This is a genomic window from Streptomyces sp. NPDC058691, assembly GCF_042714775.1.
Classification (GTDB): Bacteria; Actinomycetota; Actinomycetes; order Streptomycetales; family Streptomycetaceae; genus Actinacidiphila.
In genome coordinates, this window is the sequence record NZ_JBHXSO010000080.1 from 1 (window position 1) to 26,421 (window position 26,421).

The 26,421-nt window shown below is 73.1% G+C and carries 20 protein-coding genes; 15 read left to right on the forward strand and 5 right to left on the reverse strand.

The window, feature by feature from the left end:
- Positions 1–59 precede the first annotated feature (59 nt).
- The 3 genes from ACFWVC_RS35220 (at position 60) to ACFWVC_RS35230 (ending at position 3,086) form a co-directional block, all read left to right on the forward strand.
- Entirely contained in the window at positions 60–644 is a 585-nt protein-coding gene (locus tag ACFWVC_RS35220) for a CGNR zinc finger domain-containing protein (protein WP_384297035.1), read from the forward strand.
- Positions 645–940: 296 nt separating this feature from the next.
- Entirely contained in the window at positions 941–1,960 is a 1,020-nt protein-coding gene (locus tag ACFWVC_RS35225) for an alcohol dehydrogenase catalytic domain-containing protein (protein WP_384297039.1), read from the forward strand.
- Positions 1,961–2,141: 181 nt separating this feature from the next.
- Positions 2,142–3,086 carry a hypothetical protein gene (locus ACFWVC_RS35230; RefSeq protein WP_384297041.1) on the forward strand — a complete coding sequence of 315 codons (945 nt, stop codon included), beginning with the start codon at positions 2,142–2,144 and terminating at the stop codon, positions 3,084–3,086.
- Positions 3,087–3,292: 206 nt separating this feature from the next.
- On the opposite strand, the gene ACFWVC_RS35235 is transcribed toward ACFWVC_RS35230, so the two are convergent.
- Positions 3,293–3,703: a hypothetical protein gene (locus ACFWVC_RS35235; RefSeq protein ID WP_384297045.1), complete on the reverse strand. Its 411-nt coding sequence runs from the start codon at positions 3,701–3,703 to the stop codon at positions 3,293–3,295.
- A 282-nt stretch (positions 3,704–3,985) separates the two neighbouring features.
- Here ACFWVC_RS35235 and ACFWVC_RS35240 point away from each other — a divergent pair, with 282 nt between their 5' ends.
- Positions 3,986–4,753: an NPP1 family protein gene (locus ACFWVC_RS35240; protein ID WP_384297049.1), complete on the forward strand. Its 768-nt coding sequence runs from the start codon at positions 3,986–3,988 to the stop codon at positions 4,751–4,753.
- An 87-nt stretch (positions 4,754–4,840) separates the two neighbouring features.
- On the opposite strand, the gene ACFWVC_RS35245 is transcribed toward ACFWVC_RS35240, so the two are convergent.
- A complete protein-coding gene (locus ACFWVC_RS35245) occupies positions 4,841–5,698 on the reverse strand; it encodes an aldo/keto reductase (RefSeq protein ID WP_384297053.1) in 858 nt (285 codons plus the stop codon).
- 171 nt (positions 5,699–5,869) lie between these two features.
- Here ACFWVC_RS35245 and ACFWVC_RS35250 point away from each other — a divergent pair, with 171 nt between their 5' ends.
- Together ACFWVC_RS35250 and ACFWVC_RS35255 are read left to right on the forward strand one after the other, a co-directional pair.
- A complete protein-coding gene (locus ACFWVC_RS35250) occupies positions 5,870–6,745 on the forward strand; it encodes a LysR family transcriptional regulator (protein ID WP_384297057.1) in 876 nt (291 codons plus the stop codon).
- A gap of 77 nt (positions 6,746–6,822) precedes the next feature.
- Positions 6,823–7,167 carry a TraR/DksA family transcriptional regulator gene (locus ACFWVC_RS35255; RefSeq protein WP_384297060.1) on the forward strand — a complete coding sequence of 115 codons (345 nt, stop codon included), beginning with the start codon at positions 6,823–6,825 and terminating at the stop codon, positions 7,165–7,167.
- 153 nt (positions 7,168–7,320) lie between these two features.
- Here ACFWVC_RS35255 and tkt read toward each other — a convergent pair whose 3' ends face one another.
- Positions 7,321–9,543 carry a transketolase gene (gene tkt / locus ACFWVC_RS35260; RefSeq protein ID WP_384297065.1) on the reverse strand — a complete coding sequence of 741 codons (2,223 nt, stop codon included), beginning with the start codon at positions 9,541–9,543 and terminating at the stop codon, positions 7,321–7,323.
- 252 nt (positions 9,544–9,795) lie between these two features.
- Here tkt and ACFWVC_RS35265 point away from each other — a divergent pair, with 252 nt between their 5' ends.
- The 3 genes from ACFWVC_RS35265 (at position 9,796) to ACFWVC_RS35275 (ending at position 14,852) form a co-directional block, all read left to right on the forward strand.
- Positions 9,796–12,300: an ABC transporter gene (locus ACFWVC_RS35265; protein ID WP_384297069.1), complete on the forward strand. Its 2,505-nt coding sequence runs from the start codon at positions 9,796–9,798 to the stop codon at positions 12,298–12,300.
- Positions 12,301–12,404: 104 nt separating this feature from the next.
- Positions 12,405–14,144 carry a ubiquinone-dependent pyruvate dehydrogenase gene (gene poxB / locus ACFWVC_RS35270; protein WP_384297073.1) on the forward strand — a complete coding sequence of 580 codons (1,740 nt, stop codon included), beginning with the start codon at positions 12,405–12,407 and terminating at the stop codon, positions 14,142–14,144.
- A gap of 45 nt (positions 14,145–14,189) precedes the next feature.
- The gene (locus ACFWVC_RS35275) at positions 14,190–14,852 is read left to right on the forward strand and encodes a M15 family metallopeptidase (RefSeq protein ID WP_384297077.1); all 663 of its coding nucleotides are present in this window, start codon (positions 14,190–14,192) and stop codon (positions 14,850–14,852) included.
- Here the strand turns inward: ACFWVC_RS35275 and ACFWVC_RS35280 are convergent.
- Positions 14,836–16,842: a BTAD domain-containing putative transcriptional regulator gene (locus ACFWVC_RS35280; RefSeq protein ID WP_384297080.1), complete on the reverse strand. Its 2,007-nt coding sequence runs from the start codon at positions 16,840–16,842 to the stop codon at positions 14,836–14,838. The genes ACFWVC_RS35275 and ACFWVC_RS35280 overlap by 17 nt on opposite strands.
- Positions 16,843–16,985: 143 nt before the next feature.
- Between ACFWVC_RS35280 and ACFWVC_RS35285 the strand changes: the two genes are divergently transcribed.
- The 3 genes from ACFWVC_RS35285 (at position 16,986) to ACFWVC_RS35295 (ending at position 22,748) form a co-directional block, all read left to right on the forward strand.
- Positions 16,986–17,876 (forward strand): alpha/beta fold hydrolase, encoded by an 891-nt coding sequence (locus tag ACFWVC_RS35285; protein WP_384297084.1) that lies wholly within the window; start codon positions 16,986–16,988, stop codon positions 17,874–17,876.
- A gap of 701 nt (positions 17,877–18,577) precedes the next feature.
- On the forward strand, positions 18,578–22,297 hold the full coding sequence (locus ACFWVC_RS35290) for a S8 family serine peptidase (RefSeq protein ID WP_384297087.1): 3,720 nt from the start codon (positions 18,578–18,580) through the stop codon (positions 22,295–22,297).
- A gap of 202 nt (positions 22,298–22,499) precedes the next feature.
- Entirely contained in the window at positions 22,500–22,748 is a 249-nt protein-coding gene (locus ACFWVC_RS35295; protein WP_384297090.1) for a hypothetical protein, read from the forward strand.
- Between the two features lie 86 nt (positions 22,749–22,834).
- On the opposite strand, the gene ACFWVC_RS35300 is transcribed toward ACFWVC_RS35295, so the two are convergent.
- Positions 22,835–23,770: an ADP-ribosylglycohydrolase family protein gene (locus ACFWVC_RS35300; RefSeq protein ID WP_384297092.1), complete on the reverse strand. Its 936-nt coding sequence runs from the start codon at positions 23,768–23,770 to the stop codon at positions 22,835–22,837.
- Positions 23,771–24,002: 232 nt separating this feature from the next.
- Here ACFWVC_RS35300 and ACFWVC_RS35305 point away from each other — a divergent pair, with 232 nt between their 5' ends.
- The 3 genes from ACFWVC_RS35305 to ACFWVC_RS35315 all read left to right on the forward strand — a co-directional run bounded on the left by ACFWVC_RS35305 (position 24,003) and on the right by ACFWVC_RS35315 (position 26,389).
- Entirely contained in the window at positions 24,003–24,431 is a 429-nt protein-coding gene (locus ACFWVC_RS35305) for a MerR family DNA-binding transcriptional regulator (RefSeq protein ID WP_384297095.1), read from the forward strand.
- 50 nt (positions 24,432–24,481) lie between these two features.
- Positions 24,482–25,231, forward strand: coding sequence for an SDR family NAD(P)-dependent oxidoreductase (locus ACFWVC_RS35310; RefSeq protein WP_384297099.1), 750 nt, complete (start codon positions 24,482–24,484; stop codon positions 25,229–25,231).
- Positions 25,232–25,834: 603 nt separating this feature from the next.
- Positions 25,835–26,389, forward strand: coding sequence for a hypothetical protein (locus ACFWVC_RS35315; protein WP_384297103.1), 555 nt, complete (start codon positions 25,835–25,837; stop codon positions 26,387–26,389).
- Positions 26,390–26,421 lie beyond the last annotated feature (32 nt).

Sequence of the window (26,421 nt, forward strand, 5' to 3'; positions counted from 1 at the left end):
GTCACATCGAGCCAGTAAGGGCTTCGCCCGGAATGACCATGTCGGTGTACAGTGACGTCATGCCTGCCAGGACGCCGCGCGCCGCCACTCGGGAAGACTCCGTGCCCGAGACCGCCGCCGCGCTGGTCGACCTGCTGAACTCGCGCCCCTATGCGGGCATGCCGGACAAGCTCGACACACCCGGGACGGCCGCGACCGTGCTGCGCCCCTTCGGGCAGGAGGACGACGCGCCCTCGCCGCGGCGGGTGGAACTGGTCCGCGCCGTACGCGACGACCTGCTCGCGCTGGCCGAGGACCACGATCCCGACGATTCCGCGGGCGACTGGGCGGCCTTCTCCGGACGCGTGTCCTCCGTCACCTTCCAGCAGGACTTCTCCACCCCCGGCGCCGTCGCCATGCGGCAGACCTCGGGCGACCCCGTGGTCGGCCGGATCACCCTGGCCGTCGCCGAACTCGTCGGCGCGGGCACATGGACACGGCTGCGCCTGTGCGCCAACGAGATCTGCCGCGAGGTGTTCTACGACACCAGCCGCAGCCGCACGCGCCGCTGGCACTCGTACGAGATCTGCGGCAATCGCGCCAATGTCGCCGCGTACCGGGCCCGCACCGGCACGTCAGCCCCCGCGGGCGACAGCGGTCACTGACCGCCCCTCCGGTCCGGCCCCGGGTTCGACCCGGCTCCTGTAGCGCAATCACGCGCACCGCTCGGCGGGCCGCGCCGCGGTCGCGCTTCCCTCATCCCTGCCCATCCGCTCGGCGACATGGTCTAAGTCATATAGACCTTTACTTCGCCACGTTCGGGGTGTTAGCGTCGTAAGCGTCAGTCGCCAAATGGCGCTTACATACGACGTTCCTGGAGGAGGCGGCAGCGGTGATCGACCGCACCCCTCGCACCGCCCCTCGTCCCCCCTCACCCCTTTCACCACCCGTAAGGAAGAACATGTCCGTGTATCGAGCCGTCCAGGTGTCCGGATCCGGCGACTTCGCCCTCGTCGAGCGGGAGTTGACCGATCCGCTGCCCGGCCGGGTGCGCCTGCGCGTGGAGGCCTGCGGCGTCTGCCACTCCGACAGCCTCGCCGCCGTGGGGGCGCTGCGGCCGGATCCCTCGGTGCCGATCGTCCCGGGCCACGAGGTCGTCGGTGTGATCGACGCCCTCGGTGCCGGCGTGACCTCCTGGCAGGTCGGCGACCGGGTCGGCGTCGGCTTCCTCAGCGGTCCCTGCCACACGTGCGACTCCTGCCGCCGGGGCGACTTCGTCAACTGCGCCGCCCAGCCGACGACCGGGACGACGACGGACGGCGGCTACGCCGAGGTCGCGTACGCCCGCGCGAGCGGCCTCGTACGCATCCCGGACGGCCTGTCCTCCCTCGACGCCGCTCCGCTGCTGTGCGCCGGCCTGACCGTCTTCAAGGCGCTCCAGCAGACCGGAGCCCGGCCGGGTGAGCTGGTCGCGGTGCAGGGCATCGGCGGCCTCGGCCACCTCGGCCTGCAGTACGCACGCAGCCTCGGCTACCGGGTGGCCGCCATCGCCCGCGGCACGGAGAAGGCGCCGCTGGCGGCGGAGCTGGGCGCGGAGCACTACATCGACAGCCTCGCCACGGACCCGGCCCAGGCCCTGCAGGCGCTCGGCGGAGCCGCGGCGATCATCACCACCGCGGCCAACGGTGCCGCCATGGGCCCGCTGGTCGGCGGGCTGGCGCCGCGCGGTCGCCTGATCATCGTGGGCGCGGGCAACGAGCCGGTCCCGGTCGACCCGGTCGCGATGATCTTCGGCACCCGCACCGTCACCGGCAGCCTGACCGGCTCGTCGATCGAGAACGAGGACAACCTGCGCTTCGCCGTGCGCCAGGAGATCCGCTCGATGAACGAGGTCATGCCCCTGTCGGAAGCGCCGAAGGCCTTCGCGCACATGATGTCCGGCCGCGCCCGCTTCCGCGTCGTCCTGGACACGCGCGGCTGACGAGCGGCCACGATCGCGACCACGGCACCGCCGCCCGGCCTACGCGCCGGGCGGCGGTTCCGGTCGCGTTCCGGCCGGCGCGGCGACGCCGTCGTGGTCCGCCAGCGGATGCGCGGGCCGGTCGCCGCGATGATCCTGGACGTGGATCCGCTGACATCACACAGGCTAAGGACTGGTCCCCATGAAGGTCGGCGTCGTCGGAGCGGGCTCCGTGGGAGCCGCCACCGCGCTCTGCCTGGTCGAGCGGGGCGGCATGTGCCGCGAGATCGTCCTGATCGACCGCGACACCAAGCGGGCGGACGGCGTCGCCGCCGATCTGCGCTACGCCGCCCCGCTGTCCCCCACCGTGCGGGTGCGCGCGGGCGGCTACGCGGACCTGTCCGGCGCCGCCCTCGTCGCGATCACGGCAGGCGTCAACGAGCGCGGCGGCGGTGCGACCGACCGCTCCGACCCCGAGGGGCGGTTGCGGCTGCTGGACACCAACACCAAGGTGTTCGCCGACGTCGTGCCCCAGGTCGTGGCGGTGGCGCCGGAAGCGGTCCTCATGGTCGTCACCGACCCGCCCGAACCTCTTGCCGAGGTGACGCGGCAGCTCGCCGGGCACGACCGCGTCTTCTCCACCGGCACGCTCATCGACAGTCTCCGCTTCCGCGTCCACCTGGCCGACCTGCTGCGGGTGAAGCCCGGCGACGTGCAGGCGATGGTCGTCGGCGAGCACGGCACCTCGGAGGTGCTGCTGTGGTCCTCGGCCACGGCCGGCGGGATCCCCGTCGCGGAGATGCTGCGGCGGTCCGGCTCGTCGGTGGCGGAGGCACGTCCGCGGATCGAGGACGCCATCCGGTACGCGAACATCACCATCATCGAGGGCACGGGCGCCAGCCAGTACGGCATCGGCGCCGTCTCCGCCCGCCTCGTCGAGGCGGTGCTGCGCGACGAGGGCGCGGTCCTCCCCGTCGCCGCGCACTCCGCCGCGTACGGGACGACGCTCTCGCTGGCGGCGGTGCTGGGCGCCGAAGGCGTGCGCGAGGCGTTCGAGCCCGCCATGGACGACGAGGAGCGCGAGGGGCTGATCCTCAGCGCCGCCGTCCTCCGCAAGGCGGCGGACCGGGCGCTCGGCCTGCTGTGACCGCGGGCGCTTCCCGTTCGGGCTACGGGATCGGGCCCGCGCCGGCTCCCCCGCACGGCCGGCAGTGCACGTCCTGCCGGCCCGCCGACGGCGCGCCGATCCAGAGCAGTTGACGCTCCGCGCGCCGATGCCGAACAGGACACGCAGCACCGAAAGGTGACCGCGGGGCCTCCGCCCGGAGGGCCCCGCGGTCACCTGTGACGGCGTCAGCCGAGCGCCTCCTGGAAGCTGCCGGAACCGGTGGCGGCCACGATCGTCTCCCGGAGCTCCGGGCAGCCCTGCTGTGCCGCGTCGTCGAGGTCCGAGCCCGTCCGCGGCTTCTGGTCGGGGTGCTCGCCGACCCAGCCGGCCAGGGCGATGGCCAGCTGCGCCTGCGCGCCGACGTCCGACCCGACGCCCTTGACGTCCGGCTCCACGTCCTTCAGGAACGCGCAGAACGCCGCGCTGTCGACCGGATTCCCGTCCTTCTGCGGGGCCTTGGACACTCCGCTGTCCGGCGCGCCGTCACCCGTCCGCGACGCGCCGGAGGACGGCGCGTCCGCCGCTCCGGATGCCCCACTGCCCCCGCACCCGGTCACCAGTAGCAGCAACAGGGCTGCGGACACTGCGTACTTCATGACTCCCCCTCCCGCGCGAACGCCCCCACGGCATCCGGCCGCCGCAGCCTAGTGAGTACCTGCCGTGGCCGTCCCGCCTTCGGCGCGGGCGTTCCGTACGGTGACACAGCCGTGGTCGCCGGATGACTGATGCCAGGTCACGGCGGGCGTCCCGGCTATTGGCTGACCCTTCATCACGGTGACACCTGGCAACGCTCGACGCGTCAACGCGGTTCGACAAAGCTGATCCGGGCATGTCAATCAGGCCGCGCTCCCCCCGCCGCGGCCGACCAGGAGGACGCAGTGAAGAAAAGCCCCCGGATCCGCAGACTCTCCGTCGTCTTCGGCGGCGCCGCCGCGCTGGTACTCGCCCTGCCGGGCGTGGCTTTCGCCGCCCCGCCCCCCGCCCTCCCCGCCAACGCGGACAGCTTCGAGCAGGGCTTCGAGCCTGCCTTCGACTACGACACCGACGGCTGCTACTCCTCGCCCGCCATCGGCCGCGACGGGGTCGTCAACCCGGGTCTCAACCCGACCGGCGCCCTCAACGGCAACTGCCGCGACGCCTCGGACCTGGACAACACCAACGGCTACTCGCGCTACAAGTGCAACAACGGCTGGTGCGCGATCATCTACGGTCTCTACTTCGAGAAGGACCAGGCCATCCCCGGCATCAGCCTCGGCGGCCACCGCAACGACTGGGAGCACGTCGTCGTCTGGGTGCAGAACAACCAGGCGCGGTACGTGGCCACTTCCGCGCACGGCAACTTCAATGTCTACAGCGCCGACCAGGTCCGCTGGGACGGCACGCACCCCAAGGTCGTCTACCACAAGGACGGCGTCGGCACCCACTGCTTCCGGCTCGCCAACACCAACGACGAGCCGCCCGAGAACCACTACCACACCTGGCAGTACCCGACCCTCGTCGGCTGGAACGGCTACCCCGCGGGCCTGCGCGACAAGCTCAGCGCGTACGACTTCGGCAGCGCCGTCTTCGGCCTGAAGGACGGCAACTTCAACGCGCACCTGGCCAAGGCCCTGCCGGCCGGGATCCCGTTCGACCCCAACGCCTGATGACGAACGCCGGGGACGGGAGGGCGCTCACGCCGACCGCCGTCCCGTCCCCGGTTCCCCCGCCCCCGGCCCCCCTCGGGCGCGGTGTCAGGCCGCGTCGAGGGCGGAGAACTCCTCAGCTGTCAGCACGACTTCGGCGGCGGCCACCGAGTCGCGGATGGTCTCCGGCCGGCTGGACCCCGGGATCGGGACGACGACCGGGGACTTGGCGAGCATCCAGGCCAGGCACACGCGCTGCGGGCTGACGCCGTGCGCCTCGGCGACCTCGGCGAACCGCGCGTAGGCGGAGCCCAGTTCACGGGCCTGGGAGATGCCGCCGAGCGGGCTCCAGGGCAGGAACGCGATCCCGAGCTCGTCGCACAGCCGCAGCTCCGGCTCGCTGGAGCGGAAGGCCGGGGAGAACTGGTTCTGCACGGAGACCAGACGGCCGCCGAGGATCTCGTTCGCCAGCCGGATCTGCTCGGGGTTCGCGTTGGAGATGCCGGCCATGCGGATCTTGCCCTCGTCGAGCAGGTCGCGCACCGCGCCGACCGAGTCGGCGTAGGGCGTCTTCGGGTCGGGGCGGTGGAACTGGTACAGCCCGATCGCCTCGACGCCCAGGCGGCGCAGGGAGTCCTCGCACGCCTGCTTGATGTGCGCGGGCGAACCGTCCAGCGTCCAGCTGCCGTCACCGGGGCGCAGGTGGCCGCCCTTGGTGGCGACCAGCACTTCGGAGCCGCGCTCGTGCGAGGCGAGGGCCTTGGCGATGAGCGATTCGTTGTGGCCGACCTCGTCGGCGTGGAGGTGGTAGGCGTCCGCGGTGTCGATCAGCGTCACGCCCGCGTCGAGCGCAGCGTGGATGGTGTCGATGGACCGTGCCTCGTCCGGCCGCCCCTCGATCGACATGGGCATCCCGCCCAGGCCGATCGCGCTGACCTCGATGTCACCGATGCGGCGAGTCTGCATGAGTCCGTGGCCTTTCTGGACGAGCGTCCCAGCGGGTCTGCCCGGCTGGTCGTGCCGGCACGACCGGAGGTGTTCCGCGGCCGGGCCGGCACGCCTCACAGCCTGACCCCATCCCGGCCCACACGTCCAACAGGAGAAAGCGAACACATTCAGGAGTTACGCTTCTGAATCATGGAACTACGGCATCTGGAGCACTTCGTCGCGGTGGCGGAGGAACACCACTTCACCCGCGCCGCCGAACGGCTGATGATCTCCCAGTCGGGGCTGTCCGCCTCGGTACGCGCCCTGGAGCAGGAACTGGGCGCGCCGCTGTTCGTGCGCAGCACCCGCAGTGTGGAGCTGACCGCCGCGGGCGAGGCGCTGCTCGCCGAGGCCTCCCGGGCCCTGTCCAGCGTGCGCGCCGCCAAGGAGGCGGTGGACGCGGTGCAGGGCCTCATGCGAGGCGTCCTCACCATCGGGACCGAGCAGTGCGTCGCCGGAGTGGACCTGCCCGCCCTGCTCGCCCGCTTCCGCTCCCGGCACCCCGGTGTGGAGATCCGGCTGCGACAGGCCGGGTCGGCGGCGCTGGTCCAGGACATCACCACGGGCCGGCTCGACGTGGCGTTCACCGCGCTGTGCGGGGAGGCCCCGGAGGGGGTCCGCCTCCAGCCCCTGACGCGGGCGCCCATGGTGGTGCTCTGCCATCCGGACCATCCGCTGGCCGGAGCGGGCAAGGTGGACTGGGACGAGCTGGGCGGCGAGGTGTTCGTGGACTTCCACCCCGACTGGGGGGCGCGCGGCCTGAGCGACCGGGCGTTCGCGGCCAACCGCGTGCACCGCCGGGTCGCCCTGGAGGTCAACGACGTGCACAGCCTCATCGACCTGGTGCACCACGGGCTCGGCATCGCCGTCGTGCCGCTGCCCATAGCCCGCAAGGAGCACGCGTCGGGTCTGTGCACCCTCGACCTGGTGGGCGCCGAGGACCACCAGTGGGAGGTCTCGGCCGCCCTGCCGAAGGAGGACCGGGTCAGCCCGGCGGCCCGCACCCTGCTGTCCTACCTGCCCTGACCGGCCGGCCCGCGGAGACGAGGACGGAGACGCCCATGGCCCCACCAGGAGAACGGCGAGGATCCGGTCCGCGGGCGGTGACCGCCGAGGACCGGGAGCGCCTTCGCGAGGCGCTGACCGCGACGGAGGGCGCCGCCCGGGCCGCTCTCGCGGATGCCGCGAGCGACCACGCGGGGCCGGCCGACGACTGCGTCCTCGACGCGGCCGACGAGGCGGAGCGGACGACGCGGTCCCAGGGGATCGCCGACCGCGCGCGGCACGCCCGCGAGGAGCTGCGCCTTGCCGACGAGGCACTGGGCCGCCTCGACGACGGCGGCTACGGGACGTGCGTCTCCTGCGGGCGGCCGATCGACCGGGAACGCGTCCTGGCCCTGCCCCTCGTCCGGCACTGCATCGACTGCGCTGAGGCCGCCCGGCGCTGAGGCCGCCGAGCGGCCGGGGCCGATCGCGACACGCCGTCCCCACCAGCGCCGACGTAGGCTGGCAGAGCCCGCCCGGCCGGTGTGCGGTCTCCGGACCGTATGACGGCGCCGGCTGGGCGAGCATCGTGGCGGGCCAGGGCCACGGCCCGGGTGTCAGCCGCCGTCCGCCGTTCCGCCCCCGGCCGGCGCCGAAGTGTGCTGGACACCACCGGGCCGCGGGGGACGACCGGTGTCGTCGGCGCTGCGCCGCGCGGCCTCCGCGACCGCTTCGGGCGTGATCCCGAACTCCTGGTAGATCCGCTTGTAGTCGGCCGAGGCCCCGAAGTGCTCCAGGCTCACGATGCGCCCCGCGTCGCCGACGATCTCGCGCCAGCCCTGGCCGACCGCCGCCTCGACGCTCACCCGCGCCCGGACGGCCGGCGGCAGGACCTCGTCCTGGTACGCCTGGTCCTGGGCGGCGAACCACTCCCGGCAGGGCATCGACACCACCCGCACGGTGCGGCCCTCGGCGGCGAGCAGACCGCACGCCTCCAGGGCGATCTGCACCTCCGAGCCGGTGGCCACCAGGATGACGTCCGGTTCCGCACCGGGTCCCCGGTCGGCCAGGACGTAGCCGCCCCTGGCGGCGTCGCGGGCGGGGGCGAATCCCCCGTCGGGCCCACGGTCCAGGACGGGGAGGTTCTGCCGGGTGAGGATCAGGGCGGCGGGCCGGTCCCTGTGCTCCAGGACGGTCTGCCAGCACACGGCGGTCTCGTTGGCGTCGGCGGGCCGCACCACGTCGAGACCGGGGATCGCGCGCAGCGCCGCCAGGTGCTCGACGGGCTGGTGCGTGGGACCGTCCTCGCCCAGGCCGATGGAGTCGTGGGTCCACACGTAGATCGTGGGCAGTTTCATCAGCGCCGCCAGGCGAACGGCCGGGCGCATGTAGTCGCTGAAGGTCAGGAACGTGCCGCCGTAGGGGCGGGTGAGGCTCTGCAGGGCGATGCCGTTGAGGATCGAGCCCATGGCGTGCTCGCGGATGCCGAAGTGCAGCGTGCGGCCGTAGGGCCCGCCCTTCCACATGTCGGTCTGGTGCTCGGGGGGCAGGAACGACGGCTCGCCCTCCATGGTGGTGTTGTTGCTCCCGGCGAGGTCGGCCGAACCGCCCCACAGCTCGGGCAGCACCCCGGCGAGCGCGGTGAGGACCTTCCCGGACGCCTTGCGGGTGGCCATGCCCTTCTCGTCGGCCGGGAACTCCGGGATGGCGTCCGCCCATCCCTTCGGGAACTCCTGGTCCCGCAGCCGGCTCAGCAGGCGGTCGTTGTCCGGGTTGGCAGCGCGCCACGCGGCGAAGCCCTTCTCCCACCGCGCGTGCTCCTCGCGGCCACGGTCCCGGACGGCCCGGGCGCGCTCCAGGACGGCGTCCTCGACCACGAAGTCCCGCCCCGGGTCGAAGCCCAGGACCTTCTTGGTGGCCGCGACCTCCTCGTCGCCCAGGGCCGATCCGTGCGCCTTGCCCGTGCCCTGCTTGGTGGGCGCGGGCCAGCCGATGACGGTGCGCAGCACGATCAGTGACGGGCGGTCGGTCTCCTGCTGCGCCGCGCCGACGGCCGCGAGCAGCGCGTCGACGTCCTCGACGTACTCGCCGGTGCGGATCCAGTCGACGGTCTGCACATGCCATCCGTACGCCGCGTAGCGGGCGGCCACGTCCTCGCTGAAGGAGACGTTGGTGTCGTCCTCGATGGAGATCCGGTTGGAGTCGTAGAACACCACCAGGTTGCCCAGCCGCTGATGCCCCGCGAGCGAGCTGGCCTCGGAGGTGACGCCCTCCATGATGTCGCCGTCCGACGCGATCACGTACACGTGGTGGTCGAACGGGCTGCTGCCCGGGGCCGCGTCCGGGTCCAGCAGTCCGCGCTCGCGACGGGCGCCCATCGCCATGCCGACGGCGCTGGCCAGGCCCTGGCCCAGGGGGCCCGTGGTGATCTCCACGCCCCGGGTGTGCCGGTGCTCCGGGTGGCCGGGGGTCGCCGAACCCCAGGTCCGGTACGCCTCCAGGTCGGAGAGCTCCAGCCCGTAGCCGGACAGGTACAGCTGGATGTACAGGGTCAGGCTGGAGTGCCCGCACGACAGGACGAACCGGTCCCGGCCGAGCCACTGGTCGTCGGCCGGGTCGTGCCGCATCACCCGCTGGAAGAGCAGGTAGGCCAGCGGGGCCAGGCTCATGGCCGTGCCGGGGTGGCCGTTGCCCACCTTCTGCACGGCGTCCGCGGCGAGCACGCGGATCGTGTCGACCGCCCGTACGTCCGTCGCGTCCCACCCCGCCTCCGCCGCCACGGGGATGGGCAGGTCCCGGTCCCGCTCGAAGACCGTTCCCTCGGACTGCCGGCTGGCCATACCACCACTCCCTCGCTCACTGACGGACCCGCGCGGGCGGCCCCGTACCGCCGCCCCCAGGACGACGCGTACCCCCGCATCGCGGCCGAAACGTCGGCCCCCTCCATATGACGTGAGGATCGCGCCCCGCGCGACCGCGCGCGGGGGCGCGCGGCGGCCCTGCCGGGGCCGGTCTGCGGAGGGAAAGCCGTGCGCGCACACTGATGGGGCGCGAGCCGCGATACGTGGCAGGACGACGATCCCCGGAGGGGCATGAACAGCACGGCCCACGACCCGTACATCCGTGTACGCGGCGCCCGTGAGCACAACCTGCGGAACGTCGACGTGGACATCCCGCGCGACGTCCTGGCCGTCTTCACCGGGGTATCCGGATCGGGCAAGTCCTCGCTGGCCTTCGGCACGATCTACGCGGAGGCGCAGCGCCGCTACTTCGAGTCGGTCGCCCCGTACGCCCGGCGGCTGATCCACCAGGTGGGCACCCCGGCGGTCGACGAGATCCGGGGGCTGCCGCCGGCCGTGGCGCTGGAGCAGCGGCGCGGGTCGGCGACCTCGCGGTCCTACGTCGGGACCGTGACCACGCTGTCGAACACGCTGCGGATGCTCTTCTCCCGCGCCGGCCGCTATCCCGAGGGCGCGCCGAGGGTGGACTCCGACGCCTTCTCTCCCAACACGGCTGCGGGCGCCTGCCCGGTCTGCCACGGTCTGGGCCGGGTGCACCGGGCCACCGAGGAACTGATGGTGCCGGACCCGTCGCTGAGCATCCGGGAGGGCGCGATCGCCGCCTGGCCGGGCGCCTGGCACGGCAAGAACCTGCTGGACGTGACGCGCACCCTGGGCCACGACGTGGACCGGCCGTGGCGCGATCTGCCGCGCGCGGACCGGGACTGGATCCTGTTCACCGACGAGCAGCCCGTGGTGACGGTGCATCCGGTGCGGGAGGCGGGCCGCATCCAGCGCCCGTACCAGGGCACGTTCCAGAGCGCCCGGCGGTACGTGATGCACACGTTCGCCGACTCCAAGAGCCAGACGCTGCGGGCCCGCGCGGAACGTTTCCTGGAGAGCTCGGTCTGCCCGTCCTGCGGGGGCAGCCGGCTGCGCCCGGAGTCGCTGGCCGTCACCTTCGCCGGACGGAGCATCGCCGAACTCAACGCGCTGCCGCTGGCGGGTCTCGCCGAGGTGCTGCGGCCCGCGGCACTGGGCCGCGTGGACGACCTCCCCGAAGGTCCCGAGCGGCAGATCGCCACGACCCTGTCCGCCGATCTCGTGGCACGGGTGGAGGTGATCACGGAGCTGGGGCTCGGCTACCTGAGCCTGGACCGCACGACCCCGACGCTGTCCCCCGGCGAGCTGCAACGGCTGCGTCTGGCGACGCAGTTGAGGTCGGGACTGTTCGGGGTCGTGTACGTCCTGGACGAGCCGTCGGCCGGGCTGCACCCGGTGGACACCGAGGCGCTGCTGACGGTTCTGGTGCGGCTGCGCGAGGCGGGGAACACCGTGTACGTCGTCGAGCACGACATGGACGTGGTGCGCCGGGCGGACTGGATCGTCGACGTCGGTCCGCGGGCCGGCGAGCACGGCGGCCGGGTCCTGCACAGCGGTCCGGTGGACGCGCTGGCGTCCGTCGGGGACTCCGCCACCCGCCGCTTCCTGTTCGCCTCCGGGCCCGACCCGGCGGCCGGGCGCACGCCGCGCGAGCCCTCGGCCTGGCTGCGCCTGGGCGGCGTCACACGGCACAATCTGCGCGGCCTGGACGTCGAACTGCCCCTCGGGGTGTTCACGGCGATCACGGGGGTCTCGGGTTCGGGCAAATCGACGCTGGTCGGCGTGCTCGCGGGGGTGCTGACGGAGCATCTGGGCCCGGACGGCGGCAGCGCGGACGATGTCGGCGACAGCGCCGGGGACGAGAGTGACGAGCCGCAGGACAGCCCCGCCGATCCCCTGACCGGCGTCACGGCCCACGGGCTGGAAGCCGTGAACCGCCTGGTGCGGGTCGACCAGAAGCCGATCGGCCGTACCCCGCGCTCCAACCTGGCCACCTACACCGGGCTGTTCGACGCCGTGCGCAAGCTCTTCGCGGCCACCGAGGACGCACGGCGGCGCGGCTGGAAGGCGGGCCGCTTCTCGTTCAACGTCGCCGGCGGGCGCTGCGAGACCTGCCAGGGCGAGGGCTTCGTCGCCGTGGAATTGCTCTTCCTGCCCGGCACGTACGCGCCCTGCCCGGTCTGCCACGGCGACCGCTACAACGAGGAGACGCTGGGCGTCCGATACCGGGAACGGAACGTCGCCGAGGTCCTGGGCATGACCGTCGACGCCGCGGCGGACTTCTTCGCCGACGTCCCCGCGGTGGTGCGCAGCCTGCGCACCCTGCGCGAGGTCGGCCTGGGCTACCTGCGGCTGGGGCAGCCCGCGACCGAGCTGTCGGGCGGCGAGGCGCAGCGCATCAAGCTCGCCTCGGAGCTGCAGCGCGGTCGCCGCGGCCACACGGTGTACCTGCTGGACGAGCCCACGACGGGGTTGCACCCGGCAGATGTGGAGCTGCTGATGGGGCAGTTGCACGGGCTCGTCGACGCGGGCCACTCCGTGTTCGTGGTCGAGCACGAGATGGGCGTGGTCGCCGGCGCCGACTGGGTGGTCGACCTGGGCCCCGGTGGCGGTGACGCGGGCGGCCGCGTCGTCGCGGCCGGACGGCCGGCGGAGGTGGCGCGGACGCCCGGGAGCCGGACGGCGGAGTACCTGGCGCGCCGGCTCACGGGCTGAAGGGCCCCGCGCCGTGTCGCATACCTTCACATGATCCGACATGGCACAGAATGTCCCGGTGTCCCGCGGGCGAACCGACGTCCGCCGACCCCAGGAGGACCGGCATGGGTACCACCGTCGCGGACGTCATGGTCGCCACCCTGGCGGCCTCCGGGGTACGGCGCGTCTACGGCCTGCCGGGGGACTCCCTCAACGGCTTCACCGACGCACTGCGCCGCAACGACGCCGTCGACTGGGCCCACGTGCGGCACGAGGAGGCCGCCGCGTTCGCCGCCGCCGGCGAGGCGGGGGTGACCGGCCGGCTCGCGGTCGCGGCCGGAAGCTGCGGCCCGGGCAATCTGCACCTGATCAACGGCCTGTTCGACGCGCAGCGCAGCCGCGTCCCGGTGCTGGCGATCGCCGCGCAGATCCCCCGCGTCGAGATCGGCGGCGAGTACTTCCAGGAGACCCATCCGCAGGATCTGTTCCGCGAGTGCAGCGTCTACTGCGAGATGGCCTCCACGCCGGAGCAGGTGCCCCGGCTGCTGCGCATCGCGATGCGCACGGCTCTGGAGCGCGACGGCGTCGCGGTCCTCGTCGTACCCGGTGAGGTCTTCCTCGCCGAGAGCCCGTCGTCCGGCGCCCCGCGCCCGGTGACCGGCACGCACTCGCACGTACGGCCCGACGACGAGGCCCTGACGCGCGCCGCCGAACTGCTCAACGCGGCGGAACGGCCGGCGATCCTGGGCGGCGCGGGCTGCCGCGACGCCCACGACGAGGCGGTGGCTCTGGCCGACGCCCTCAAGGCGCCCATGGTGCACTCACTGCGCGGCAAGGAGTACCTCGGGTACGACAACCCCTACGACGTCGGGCTGACCGGCCTCATCGGCTACAGCTCCGGCTACCGCGCCATGGAGCACTGCGACGCGCTGCTCATGCTCGGCACCGACTTCCCGTACCGGCAGTTCTACCCGTCCCGCGACGTGCCGGTCGTCCAGGTCGACGTGCGCGGCGAGCACATCGGGCGGCGCACCGAGGTGGACGTTCCGCTCGTCGGCACCGTCAAGGACACCGCCGCCGCGCTGCTGCCGCTGCTCCGGCCCAAGAGCGACCGCTCCTTCGCCGACCGGATGACCGGTCACTACCGGGGAGTACGCGCCCACCTCGGCCACCTGGCCGAGGGCGGCTCGTCGGACGGGCCCATGCACCCGCAGCACGTCGCCGCCGCCGTCGACCGGATCGCGAACCCGGACGCGGTCTTCACGGCGGACGTCGGCACCCCCACGGTCTGGGCGGCCCGCTACCTGACGATGAACGGGCAGCGCCGGCTCATCGGCTCCTTCAACCACGGCTCCATGGCCAACGCCCTTCCGCACGCGATCGGCATCCAGGCGTCCCACCCCGGCCGCCAGGTCGTCGCCCTCTGCGGCGACGGCGGCCTGACGATGCTCCTCGGCGAGCTGATCACCCTGCGTCAGCTCCACCTGCCGGTGAAGGCCGTCGTCTTCAACAACAGCGCCCTCGCCTTCGTGGAACTGGAGATGAAGGCCGCCGGATTCGTCAACTACGGCACCGGGCTGGACGACGTCAACCTCGCCGACGTCGCCCGCGCGGCGGGCCTCTTCGGCGCCCGCGTCGACCGCGCCGACCAGCTCGGCGACGCCCTGACCGCGGCCTTCGCCCACGACGGCCCCGCCGTGATCGACGCGCGCACAGCCCGCCACGAGCTGTCCATGCCCCCGAAGATCACCCTCGAACAGCTCAAGGGCTTCACCCTCTTCGCCACCCGCACGATCCTGTCGGGCCGCGCCGACGAGATCGTGGAACTCGCCAAGACCAACTTGCGCGAGCTCAAGTTCGGCTAGAGGGCCGGTCCCCCCGCCGGGCGGCTGTGGCGGGATGATCCCGTCATGAATGAGATCGTCCTGATGTCGGATCCGAAGGTCGCCGCGATACCCGTTGCCGAATGCGGCGAACCTCTCGTGGACGTACGCCGCGGTGGCTCCTTGCTGGTCGACACGCGCAAGCAGGATCCCGCGGAAGCCTTCGCCCACCTGCGGGAGGGTGTGCTGGCGCGGTTGCTCAAGGCTCAGGCGTCGCTTCCGCGAGGGGTGCGACTGCTGTTCGTGGAGGGGTACCGGCCCCCCTCCCTTCAGCGGGAGTACTTCGAGGAGTACGCGGGCCGGCTGCGCTCTGCCCACGCCGAATGGTCCGATGCGCAGCTTCACTCGGCCGCGAGCCGGTATGTGTCGCCGCCCGAGATCGCTCCGCACAGCGCCGGCGCGGCGGTCGACCTGACCCTGGCCGACGCCGACGGGCGCGAACTGGACCTGGGCACGCGGATGAACGCCGATCCGGAGGAGAGCGAGGGCGCGTGCTACACGGACGCCGCCGGCATCGGCGAGCGGGCGCGGGCCAACCGCCGGATGCCGGGTGAGGCGCTGGCGGATGCGGGCCTGGTGAACTACCCGACGGAGTGGTGGCATTGGTCGTTCGGCGACCGCTACTGGGCCCTGGTCACCGGGGAGGCGGCTGCCCGCTACGGCCCGCAGGACCTCATCCCCCGCGCCTGATCGGCGCACGCAGCGCGTCGGCCATGCGGCCGAGGTGGCCGGAGACCGGGCCGAGAGTGAAGAGGCCGCCGCCGGAGGCGAGTTCGCCGGCAGCGGGGAGGAGGCGGTCGTGGGCGCGCTGGAGGGCGGCGCGGTCGCCGAGGCGGAGGGCGGCGTGGGCCTCCAGGACGCAGCACACCTCGTACAGCAGGTCGGGCGGCGGTTCGGGGAGGGCGTGGAGGGCCTCGCGGGCGGCCGTGGGGCGGCCGTCCGCGAGCAGGGCGAAGGGCTCGGTCCAGGGGCGGAACGGGCCCCAGTCGAGGCCGGGGTCGATGGCGACCGGAGCGGTGGACAGCGGCTGCTCGGGGGTCAGCCGCAGGGACAGGAGCGCGAGCGGGAGCAGGCCGCGTTCGAGGCCCGGCATGCCCGCGCCGTGCAGGCGCGCGGCGGCGGCACGGTACGCGGTCGCGGCCTGGTCGGGGCGACCGTGGGCGGCGAGCCGCATCGCCCGGTACCACTGGGTGAAGACGCCGGCCAACGGCAGTTCGTGGCGTTCGGCGAGCGCGTCCGTGGCTGCGGCGTGCCGGTCGGCCGCCGCGAAGTCGGCGAGGGCAGAGCGGGCCTGGAGGCGGATGAGGTGGCCGAGCACTTCGTAGGTCACCAGGCCGTGCCGGGCTGCGAGTCCGACGAGTTCGGCGCCGATCGCGTCACGCCGCGGTGCCAGGCCGGCGCGCGTGCAGGACTGCATGAAACCGGCGTTGAGCGCGAACGCCAGGAGCGCGGGATCGTCCAGGCGGCGCGCGATTACCTCCGCCTCCCGGGCGGCCTCCGGGCCGCGCGGGGAGCGGATGCCGCGCGTCTCCAGGGCGATCGTGGCCAGCAGGCGGCAGCGCGCCGCGTCCTGGGAGCCGCCGGAGGCAGAGGCAGGCAGTGCCGCGAGTGCCCGCTCAGCCGCGGCGACGATGCGCCGGGCGAGTTCGGGGTCGTCGCTGCGGGTCCAGATCGCGGGGACGTCGTACGCGCCGATGACGCGGGCGGTCAGTTCCGGGTCGCCGAACTCCTCGGCCGCCGTGACGGCCTCCAGGCGGTGTCGCTGCGCCTCCTCCAGGCCGCCGCCCCCGGTGACCGCGAGGTTTCTGATCAGGCCCACGGTCGCCTCCAGCCGGGCCCGGGCGCCGGTGGCGACGGTGCGGTCGTAGGCGGCCGCGGCCCGCGTCCACAGCCGGGCCGCCGCGGCGGCCGGCTCGGCGGGCAGGTCGAGGCCGGGCGCGTGGGCGAGGACGTCGGCCTCCAGGCGCCGCAGTGCCGGACCCGGGTCGACGCCCAGACGGTCGGTGAGAACGGACCTGGCTTCGCGCAGGGCCGCCAGGGCGTCGCCCTGCCGGCCCTGCCGGTACAGGGCGAGTGCCAACAGCCGGCGCGCCTCCTCGCGCAGGGGGTGGCCGGACAGCAGCACCTCCAGCCCGGGCACGGCCTCCGCGGCCCGGCCGAGGGCCAGCAGCGCGCCGGCCCGCCGCTCCTCCGCCTGCAGCCGCAGCTCGCCGAGGCGGGAACACTCCGCCCGGGCCCAGTGCTCGTCGGCGAACTCGGCGTAGGCGGGGCCACGCCACAGCCCGAGGGCGTCCTCCAGCCGGGGCAGCGCGCGCTCCGCCGGCAGACCGGCCGCCGCGGCGACGGCCGCCTCGAAACGCCAGGCGTCCACGGCGTCGGGCTCCGGGCGCAGCGCGTACCCCGGACCGTCGGTGACCAGCAGACGGGAGGGGGCACGCCGCGGGCGGTCCGGCTCCAGGGCACGCCGCAGCGCACCGACGAACGTCTGGACGGCTCCCACGGCACCGGGCGGCGGGTCCGCCCACAGGTCCTCGACGAGACGGGCGACCGGGACGACACGCCGGCGGGCGACGATCAGGCGGGCCAGCACGGCCCGGTGCCGCGGCCCCTTCAGGGCGAGGGGGCCGGCACCGCTCTCCGCGACCACAGGTCCCAGCACGCCGAACGCGACCCGTTCCATCGCCACCTCTCCGCACGTCCTGCCGCCACGGTACGCGCCGGACGGGAGGCACCCAGGGCCTGGCCTCGTGCTGACCAGGTGCTGATCCGCGCCCGGCAGGCTCTTGGTCGTCACCACGCCCCACCAGCCCGAAGGAACTTCCCATGCCACCGGTCATCCCCGGCTTCGACTACCGGACCGTCCCCGCCGCCGACGATGTCGCGCTCAACGTCGCCGTCGGCGGGTCGGGCACGCCGGTCGTGCTGCTGCACGGCTTCCCGCAGACCCACCTGATGTGGCGGCATGTGGCCGTCGACCTCGCCGCCGATCACACGGTCATCTGCCCGGACCTGCGCGGCTACGGCGCCAGCGGCAAGCCCGCGGAGAACGCGGCGGGCACGGCGTACTCCAAGCGCACGATGGCCGCCGACGTCGTCGCCGTCGCCCGCGCGCTGGGACACGAGCGCTTCGCCCTGGCCGGACACGACCGCGGGGCGCTCGTCGCGTTCCGCGCGGGCCTCGACCACCCGGAGGCCGTCACCCACCTCGCCTCGCTGGACGTGCTGCCCACCCTCGACATGTGGGACGTGATGCGCGGCACGAGTGCGGCCGTCGGTTTCCATCTCTACCTCATGGCCCAGCCGCCCGGACTGCCCGAGCAGATGATCGGCGCCGCTCCGGACGCGTTCTTCGGGCACTTCCTCGACCTGTGGGCCCGTGACCCGCACGCGATCCCCGAGGACGTCCGCGCCGCCTACCTCACCGCGTCGCGCACGGCCGTCCCCTCCATCGTCGCGGACTACCGCGCCTCGGCCGGGATCGACGTCGCGCACGACCGGGCCGACCGCGAGGCGGGTCGCCGGCTGGAGATGCCGGTGACCGTGCTCCAGCAGGACTGGGGCGCGGTCCTGGGCTTCGACGCAGCCGCCCTGTGGGGTGCCTGGGCAGCGGATCTGCGTCATCTGGCGGTCGACTGCGGCCACTTCATGGCCGAGGAGGCCCCGGGGGAGGTCGTGAAGGCGCTCCGCGAGCTGCTGGCCCGCGACCGCGCGTGAGGAAGCTGCGCGGGCCGCGCCGGGTCAGTGGGCCCACGTCGACGCCGGGTCGGAGCGCAGTTCGCCGCGCAGGAGGGCGATGAACGCGTCGGCGCAGGCCGGCACCGGGCCGACGGGGAGATCGCCGGTGAACACGGAACCCTCGCCGCCGGTGCCGAAGGAGTTCGCGACGTCCCTGGGGATCGCGGGTGTCCAGCCGGCAGCCGGCCCCGGGCCCGCGCCGACAGCGCGAGCACGACGGATACACGTTCCACGCCGGTGACCAGATGCTCGTCCAGGAACGCGGAGACGCAGCCCGTGAAGCCGACGGTGGCCTGCGGCAGCCAGTCACGGAGTGCCTCCTCCAGCCAGGCGGGACGACCGGCGTCCTCCCCTGCCTCCTGCGCCGGCAGGTACAGCCACACCTCGGCCTGGAAGTTCCGGGCCGCCGCGGAGGCGCGTCAAGGTTGACCCCGCAGATCGCGGAAGCCGGCAACGCCGGGGCGGGGTTGTGGCGCTCTCGCCCCGCGTTCCCGCATTTCCACGGGGGTTCGGCAGCCGTAAACCCGTTCGACGCCCCTGTGTGCGTGGGAAAGATCACGCAGCAAGGGCCCGTCCCCCGCCGGGTTTTCGCGCCAGGATGCGATGCCTCCCCACCCGGGTGGTCTCGACATGCCGGCGGGGCTACCGGCCCCCCTGGAAGAACCGCAAGGAACGCCCCCTTGAGATCATCATCCAGACGCTGGAGCGTGCTCGCCGTCGCCGGCGCCGCCGTTCTGTCCCTGGCGCATCCCGCCACCGCGTCCCCCGATGCCTCCGAATCCCCCACCTCCACCACCGCCCCGGCACCGAACGACGTGCCGCCCGGTACCCACTCCGTCACACTGATCACCGGCGACGTGGTGACGACTCGTCAGGCCTCCGCCAACGGCAAGGGCGGCACGGTCGACGTGCGCGCCGCGGCGGGTGGGCCCGCCGAGGCGCACGTGATGGAGTCCGGCGGGGACCTGTACGTCTTCCCCACCGCCGCGCTGCCCTACGTGGCGGCCGGCACGCTCGACCGGCGCCTGTTCAACATCAGCGACCTGGTAGCCGACGGCTACGACGACGCCCACCGCGACCGGCTGCCGCTGATCGTCTCCTACACCAGCTCCGCCGCGGGACTGCGCGCCACCGCGCCGGCCGGCGCGGCCCGGGTCAGGGACCTGAGCAGCGTGCGGGGCGCCGCCCTCACCGAGGACCGTGACCGGTCGGCCGACTTCTGGCGGGCTGTCACCGCTGCCCCGGCGAGCGGGTCGAGGACAGCGGCCGGGAGCGGCGCGCCCGCCTTCGGTGCCGGCATCGCCCGCATCTGGCTCGACGGCGTCGTGAAGGCCGACCTCGCCGACACCACCGCCCAGATCGGCGCGCCCACCGCCTGGTCGGACGGTAACACCGGGCAGGGTGTGGACGTCGCCGTCCTGGACACCGGCATCGACGCCGGACACCCCGACTTCGGCGGGCGCATAGCCGCCACCGACAGCTTCGTCCCCGACGAGGACGTCACCGACCGCAACGGCCACGGCACCCACGTGGCGTCCACCATCGCCGGCACCGGTGCCGCCTCCGACGGCAAGGAGCGGGGTGTCGCCCCCGGGGCGTCGCTCCACATCGGCAAGGTGCTGTCCGACACGGGCGAGGGCCAGGACTCCTGGGTACTGGCCGGCATGGAGTGGGCCGCCGTCGACCAGCACGCCGACGTCATCAGCATGAGCCTGGGCAACAGTGCTCCGTCGGACGGCACGGACCCGATGAGCGAGGCGGTGAACCGCCTGAGCGCCCAGACCGGCGCGCTGTTCGTCATCGCCGCCGGCAACTCCGGGGCACCGAACACGATCGGCGCGCCCGGCGCCGCGGACGCCGCGCTGACCGTGGGCGCCGTGGACTCCGCCGACGACGTCGCGATCTTCTCCAGCCAGGGCCCGCGCGTCGGCGACGGCGGCCTCAAGCCGGAGATCACCGCCCCCGGCGTGGACGTGCTCGCCGCGCGCTCGCAGTACGCCCCTGAGGGCGAGGGCAGCTACCAGACGATGAGCGGCACCTCGATGGCCACCCCGCACGTCGCGGGAGCCGCGGCCCTGCTCGCCGCCGCGCGGCCCGGCCTCACCGGCGCCCAGCTGAAGGACCTCCTGGTCAGCAGTTCCAAGCAGACCCCGCAGTACGACGCCTTCCAGGCCGGCAGCGGCCGCGTCGACGTACCCGCGGCGCTGCGCGCGGGCGTCTTCGCCTCGGCGACCGCGTTCGCCGGGCAGGTGGCGCAGGGCGGCACGAGCGCGGTGCAGCGCACGGTGACGTACACCAACACCGGAGGCTCCGCCGTCGCGCTCGGCCTGTCGGTGCAGGCGCCGAACGCCCCCTCGGGCCTGTTCCGGCTGTCGGCCTCCCAGGTCGTCGTCCCGGCGCACGGGACCGCCGCGGTGACGCTCACCATCGACGCGTCCAAGGCCACGGGCAACAACCGCTGGTCGGGCCAGGTCGTCGCGACCGACGCGTCCGGGGCCGTCGCCACACACACCGCGGTGTCCCTCGGCGACGTGGCGCACAAGCTGACCGTGCTCCTCAAGGACGGCCACGGCAACCCCATGTCGGGCGTCGTCGAACTGCTCAGGTCCGGTGAGTTCGGGCCCGAGTTCTGGGTCGTCGACGGGTCCGGCAGGCTGGAGATGTTCTTGCCCGACGACGTGTACTCGGTGCTGTCCTTCAAGGACGTGGAGGGCGTGCACGGCCCCCACTCGATGGGCATGGCACTGCTGGGCGATCCCGAGGTCGTCATGGACCAGGACCGCACCGTCACGATGGACGCGCGCAAGCTCCGCCGGGTCGACATGACGACACCGCGCTCGACCGAGACGACCTACCAGCGCCTGGAGTACAACCGCGCGATGGGCGGCGGCACTTGGCGCGACTACATGGAGACCCAGACCAGCTACGACAGCCTCTGGGCCCAGCCCACCACCCACGACGTCGAGCACGGCGACTTCTACCTCGGCGCCCGCTGGCGCAAGGAACAGCCCGTTCTCGCCGTCTCCACTCCCAGCGGCGCCTTCACCGACGTCCTGCGGCAGGACGACGTCACCCCGTTGGCCAAGGGTCACTACCGGCTCCCGCTCGTCGCGGCGGGGATCGGCGCGGCCGCCGACTGGGCCAAGATCGACGCGCACGGCAAGGCGGTGGTCGTACGGCGTGACGACTCCGTCGGCGACGCCGAGCAGGCGACGGCGGCCGCCAAGGCCGGCGCCAAGCTGCTGCTCGTCGTCAACAACGAGCCCGGCCGCCAGATCCGCAGCTACGGACCCGACTGGCAGACGTCCGCCGGCCTGGACGTCGCACTGCTCAGCACGGACGAGGGCGAGCGGCTGCTGCGGCAGGCCGCCGGGCGAGGCACCGTGCTCACCGTGGACTCCCAGCCCAACAGCCCCTACGTCTACGACCTGATGTGGACGTGGCACAACCACGTCCCGAGCGACCTGGTCGTCAAGGGCTCCTCGAAGAACCTGGCCCGCGTCGACGTCACCTTCGACAACCCCGCCCCGTCGCTGGGCGGCGGCGAGTGGCGCTACGACTGGCCCGTGTACTCGAACTGGGGCATCGGGCTGACCGTCCGGGAGGCCATGGACAGCCACCGCGTCGACTGGGTCTCCACCGGCAGCGGCTACTCCTGGGGCCAGGAGACGTTCGTCGACGGCCTGATCTACGAGATCGAGCCGCGCACCACCTACCGGCCCGGCAGCACGCAGACCCAGGAGTGGTTCAAGCCGATCGAGCGGCCGTACCTCAACAACAACTACAAGCTGCCCACCCGCAGCGGGAGCCGGCTCAACCTCGACGTGCCCGCGTGGGGCGGGTCCGATCACGTCGGCATGTCCATGGACTACGACCGCATGCGGCAGTCCCTCGCCCTCTACCAGGGCAGCACCCGCCTGGCGGTGGGTTCGTACACCACCGTCGGGGCCGACGCGCCCGGCGCCGGCCGCCTGCCCTACCGGCTGGTACTGGACGGAAGCCGGGACGCCTCGGTGAGCCCGTACTCCGCCACCACGCACACCGAGTGGGGCTTCACCTCCGCCGCCACCACCGGGGACGAATCCGCGGTCCTGCCGCTGATCCAGCTCGACTACGGCATCGCCACGGACCCGGACGGCCGGGCCGACCGGCACGCCAAGGTCGCCGTCTCGGCCGCGCACCTGCCGGGTGCCGCGGGCGCGGGCGCCATCGCCCCCGTCACCGTGGAGTTCTCGTACGACGACGGGCGCACATGGCACAAGGCGGACCGTGCCCACGACGGCCGCTACGCGGTGGCGCCGCCCAGGCACGCCGGCTTCGTCTCCCTGCGGGCCAGCGCCCGCGACTCGGCCGGAAACACCGTCACCCAGTCGGTGATCCGCGCCTTCGGTCTGCGCTGACGGCCCTCCCGTACGGGGTGTCGGGACGACAAGTAGCCTTCATTCAGGCGTACTTGCCCGACCCCCGTACGGCGGCCGACCCTGAGCGGTACCGTGACCGCGGGCCGGCAGATACGCGCTCCCCCGTCCGTATCTGCCGGCCCGCCTCGCGCCGGCGCTGCGGCCGCATCACGCAAAAGCGGGCTTGCGGCACCCTGTTCGGGTGATCGTGATGCAGCCCGTCCTGGAGCTCTCCGCGCCCGACGGGTTCGCCCTCTGGCCGCTCGCCGAGCGCCTCGGCGACACCGTCCGGCTGACCGTCGACGCCGGGCAGGACGACAGCCTCGTGATCGAACTCTCCGTAACCGAGCTGCGGCGCCTGCTCGCCGGAGCGGAGAAAGACCCACCGATTTCCTGGCGCTGGTCGCCGACTGGGCCGCGCAGCACCTGCCCCTTCACGCCAGGCCGGTGACCGCGGCCCTCGCTCGCGCCATGGACCTGCCGGCGCCGTCCGTGCCGTAGCGGCCGTGCGTGCTGCGGGCCGCTCCGTCGCCGACGTCAGAGGCGGTGCGACACCGCGGCACCCGGGGCGGCCCAGCCGCTCCACGCCGGGATGGGTTCCCGGGCCTGGAGCCACGCGGCCGGGACGGCGGACGTGCCGGTGCGGGACGCCACGACACCGCCGGTGATGGCACACGTGGTGTCGCGATCCCCCCACCCGGCGACCGTCTGCCACAGCGCCTCGGGCAGGTCGTCCAAGTGCCTCGCCGCGGACCACAGGGCGAACGGCACCGTGTCCGGAGCCGACATCAGCGTTCCCGAGCCCAGGACGGACGCCGCGTGGCGGACCGACGTGTGGTCGGGAAAGCTCGCGGCGACCAGCAGCCCGGAGCGCACGTCGCTGTCCGGTACGTGCGAGGCGATCTCGCGCAGGAACCCGGAGCGCGGCGGGACGTCCCGGTCCGCGCCGGTGACCGCCAGCCCGGCGGCCACCGCCACGGCCACGGCGCCCGCGACGGCCTCCGGGTGGGCGTGGGTGGTCAGTGCGGACAGCCGGGCCTGCCGGGCGGCGGCCGCCAGGTCGTCCCGGAACCAGGCACCCAGCGGGGCGACCCGCATCGCGGCCCCGTTCCCGTGGGAACCCTGCCCGCCGAACTGCGCCGTGGTGACGGCCCGCCAGTCCTCGCCCGCGCCGATGCGGCGCAGGACGCTGTGCATGGACGCACCGTACTTGCGCGCCGGGTCCCGCTCGTACTCGGCGGCGAACTCCCTTGCCAGGTCGTCGGGTCGGACCTCGCCGTGGGCTGTCAGGTGGGCGAACAGGACGAAGGCCATGGCGGAGTCGTCCGTCCACGACCACGGCATCGGACGCAGTTCCCGCGCGGCCCACAGGTCCTCAACGGCTTCGTCGGAGCGCGTGAACCAGCTGTCGCCGAAGGCGTCGCCCATCACGAGGCCGTCAAGGCCGGCGTGGGCATGCCGCGGACTGCTCATCACAAGGGCTCCTTCGAACGATGGCCGGACGATGACCGGACGCCGCATTATCCTCGCGCATCTCTCGGACAGGCGACCGAATAACCGGGCACGGGCCTCCGCCGGCGGCCGTGGCGTGCTCCCAGGCGCACCACTAGGCGCCCTCGCCGTCACCTCGCCCGCTTGACCTTCACACTAATGGAAAGGTTTAGCTTTTTCCGCGGCCCGCACAACGGAAAGAGGCGCCACCGTGATGACGATCGGCGAGCTTGCCGAAAAGGCAGGCGTCACCCCACGCATGCTCCGCTATTACGAACAGCAAGGGCTGCTCACATCCGGGCGCGGAAGCAACGGGTACCGGCTGTACGGGAAAGCGGCGGTGGGGGTGGTACTGCAGATGCGCGAGCTCATCGAGTCAGGACTTCCCACGCGCCTTGTCCGTACCGTGCTTCCCTGGCTTGGGCACCAGGAATGCAATTCCCATGCCGCCTGCGAGGCGCTGGACGAGGAAGAGGCTGCCGCGCTGCGACAGCACATCGAGAACATCGACCGACGCATCGAGGTGCTGTCGCGCAACCGCAGTGCCATCGGCGAGTATCTCCGCCTCATGAGCGCGGACACGCGCGATCCCGACTGCCGCACCAGCCTGGCGCTTGACCCTGACACTAGCGTCAATCTCTAGCGTCAGCCGAGTACGTGAAAAGCGGCTGTACAGCACAAGGAGATATCGGCATGTCCGAGGCATTGACAGGACGAACCGCGCTCGTGACGGGAGGGTCGCGGGGTATCGGCGCCGAGATCGCCCGTGGACTGGCGCGCGAGGGGGCGAGTGTCGCCATCACCTACCGAAAGTCGCGCGAACAGGCGGAAGAGGTCGTCGCCGAACTCGCCGCTCTGGGAGCGAAGGCATTCGCGGTACAGGCGGACCAGTCCGTTCCCGCTGAAGCGGCCACCGCCGTCGAACAGGCCGCCGAGCAATTGGGCGGCAGGATCGACGTGCTGGTGAACTCCGCAGGAGTCGCCGTCATGGGCGAGGTCGGCACGCTGGAAGATCTCGAAGGAATCCAGCAGATGATGGCCACCAATGTGATGGGGACCATTGCCACAACGCATTCCGCGGCACGCTATCTGCCCGACGGGGGACGCGTCATCCTGGTGGGGAGTATCGTCGCCCACCGCATTCCCGCCCCCGGCGTCGCCGAATACGCGGCAAGCAAGGCGGCCATCGACCAGCTCGCCCGCGGGTGGGCGCGCGACTTCGGCCCACGGGGCATCACCGTCAACGTCGTACAGCCCGGGGCGACCGACACGGACATGAATCCCGCGGACGGCCCGTTCGCGGCCACCCAGGTGGCGATGACGCCCCTCGGCCGCTTCGGCGCCACCGACGACATCGCCAAGGCGGTCGTCTTTCTCGCAGGCGAGAACGCCGCGTTCATCACGGGCGCACTGCTGACCGTCGACGGCGGACTCAGCATCTGACCCAAGATCAGTAGCTGCAGCACGCCGCAACACCCGGGGCTCCGGTGCCAGGACGACAGTCGACGGCACCGGAGCCCCACTGCCGGCGCGCACGAACCGCGCTCGCCCGGGGAGACACCCCGTGCGTCAGGGCCCGCGCCGCGGGCGTCCCCCGTTCGGCTCAGAGAACACGTGGCCCGCGACCCGCAAGTCGAACTCCGTGTGCTCCGCCGCCCCTGGCGCGGCCGTCCCACCAGGCCGTCCCGGTCGGCACCCGCCCCCCACCTCGGTCGTGCCGGGGCAGTGATGCCCTCCCCCGAACTCGCCGGTCCCTCCGCGCTTCCGCCCCCGTTCCAGGCCCGGGGCCTGCGCCCCGGCGATCGGTGACCGTCCGCGATCCGACGGCCCGGGACGCGATCCCCCGCTGGGCGGCGTGGGCCGGACGGATGACCCCGAAGGGCGTGAGTGGACCACCCGGGGGACCCGAGGGCATATGACGGTATGTCACAAGAAGCGGTTTTCATCCCGTAATGGTTTGCTGCCCATGGCGGCGGACCGGCCCTGACCCACGTCCGTTCCGCTGCCGCTTTTCCCTCTCGCACACATCTCCCAAGGAGGAGTTTGATGTCGGTCTACACCCCCCAGCAGTTCGGGCAGCAGCAGCCGTACGGCCAGCAGTTCGGCCAGCAGGCCTGGGGCCAGCAGCAGCCGTGGGCGTCCCAGCAGGGCCTGGGCCAGCAGGCCTGGGGCCAGCAGCACGGGGCGTTCCAGCAGTACGGCCAGTACGGCAACGGGCAGGGTCAGCAGCAGCTGCCGCTCCTGGTGACGGAGGTGGCGCTGCGTTCCGCCGCCACCGCCGTGTCCGCGGTCGTCGAGCAGCTGCGCGTCGACCCGCAGATCGCGATGGGTATCCAGGCCCAGGGCCAGATCCCCCCGCACGCCTGGAGCGCCGTCGTGACCGAGTGTGCCCGTCGGGTCGCCCCCGTCGTGCACGCCGTTCTCGCGCAGAACTGCCAGGGCCAGCAGGGCCAGCAGTGGGGCCAGCTCGGTCAGCTCGGCCAGTTCGGCCAGCTCGGTCAGCTCGGCCAGCTCGGCCAGGGCAACCAGGCCGCGTTCGGCCAGCACCACTTCGGCCAGCCGCAGTACGGCTACGCGCAGATGTCCCCCGTGGGCATCTGATCGGCTTTCCGGCCGGGCGGGAACACCTCGGT

Coding starts and splice junctions, on each gene's coding strand:
- ACFWVC_RS35310 (WP_384297099.1), top strand. CDS start 24,482: ATGTCCGAGGCATTGACAGGACGAACCGCGCTCGTGACGGGAGGGTCG.
- ACFWVC_RS35305 (WP_384297095.1), top strand. CDS start 24,003: ATGACGATCGGCGAGCTTGCCGAAAAGGCAGGCGTCACCCCACGCATG.
- ACFWVC_RS35265 (WP_384297069.1), top strand. CDS start 9,796: ATGAACAGCACGGCCCACGACCCGTACATCCGTGTACGCGGCGCCCGT.
- ACFWVC_RS35225 (WP_384297039.1), top strand. CDS start 941: ATGTCCGTGTATCGAGCCGTCCAGGTGTCCGGATCCGGCGACTTCGCC.
- ACFWVC_RS35220 (WP_384297035.1), top strand. CDS start 60: ATGCCTGCCAGGACGCCGCGCGCCGCCACTCGGGAAGACTCCGTGCCC.
- ACFWVC_RS35250 (WP_384297057.1), top strand. CDS start 5,870: ATGGAACTACGGCATCTGGAGCACTTCGTCGCGGTGGCGGAGGAACAC.
- ACFWVC_RS35315 (WP_384297103.1), top strand. CDS start 25,835: ATGTCGGTCTACACCCCCCAGCAGTTCGGGCAGCAGCAGCCGTACGGC.
- ACFWVC_RS35245 (WP_384297053.1), bottom strand. CDS start 5,698: ATGCAGACTCGCCGCATCGGTGACATCGAGGTCAGCGCGATCGGCCTG.
- ACFWVC_RS35275 (WP_384297077.1), top strand. CDS start 14,190: ATGAATGAGATCGTCCTGATGTCGGATCCGAAGGTCGCCGCGATACCC.
- ACFWVC_RS35235 (WP_384297045.1), bottom strand. CDS start 3,703: ATGAAGTACGCAGTGTCCGCAGCCCTGTTGCTGCTACTGGTGACCGGG.
- poxB (WP_384297073.1), top strand. CDS start 12,405: ATGGGTACCACCGTCGCGGACGTCATGGTCGCCACCCTGGCGGCCTCC.
- ACFWVC_RS35300 (WP_384297092.1), bottom strand. CDS start 23,770: ATGAGCAGTCCGCGGCATGCCCACGCCGGCCTTGACGGCCTCGTGATG.
- ACFWVC_RS35280 (WP_384297080.1), bottom strand. CDS start 16,842: ATGGAACGGGTCGCGTTCGGCGTGCTGGGACCTGTGGTCGCGGAGAGC.
- ACFWVC_RS35285 (WP_384297084.1), top strand. CDS start 16,986: ATGCCACCGGTCATCCCCGGCTTCGACTACCGGACCGTCCCCGCCGCC.
- tkt (WP_384297065.1), bottom strand. CDS start 9,543: ATGGCCAGCCGGCAGTCCGAGGGAACGGTCTTCGAGCGGGACCGGGAC.
- ACFWVC_RS35230 (WP_384297041.1), top strand. CDS start 2,142: ATGAAGGTCGGCGTCGTCGGAGCGGGCTCCGTGGGAGCCGCCACCGCG.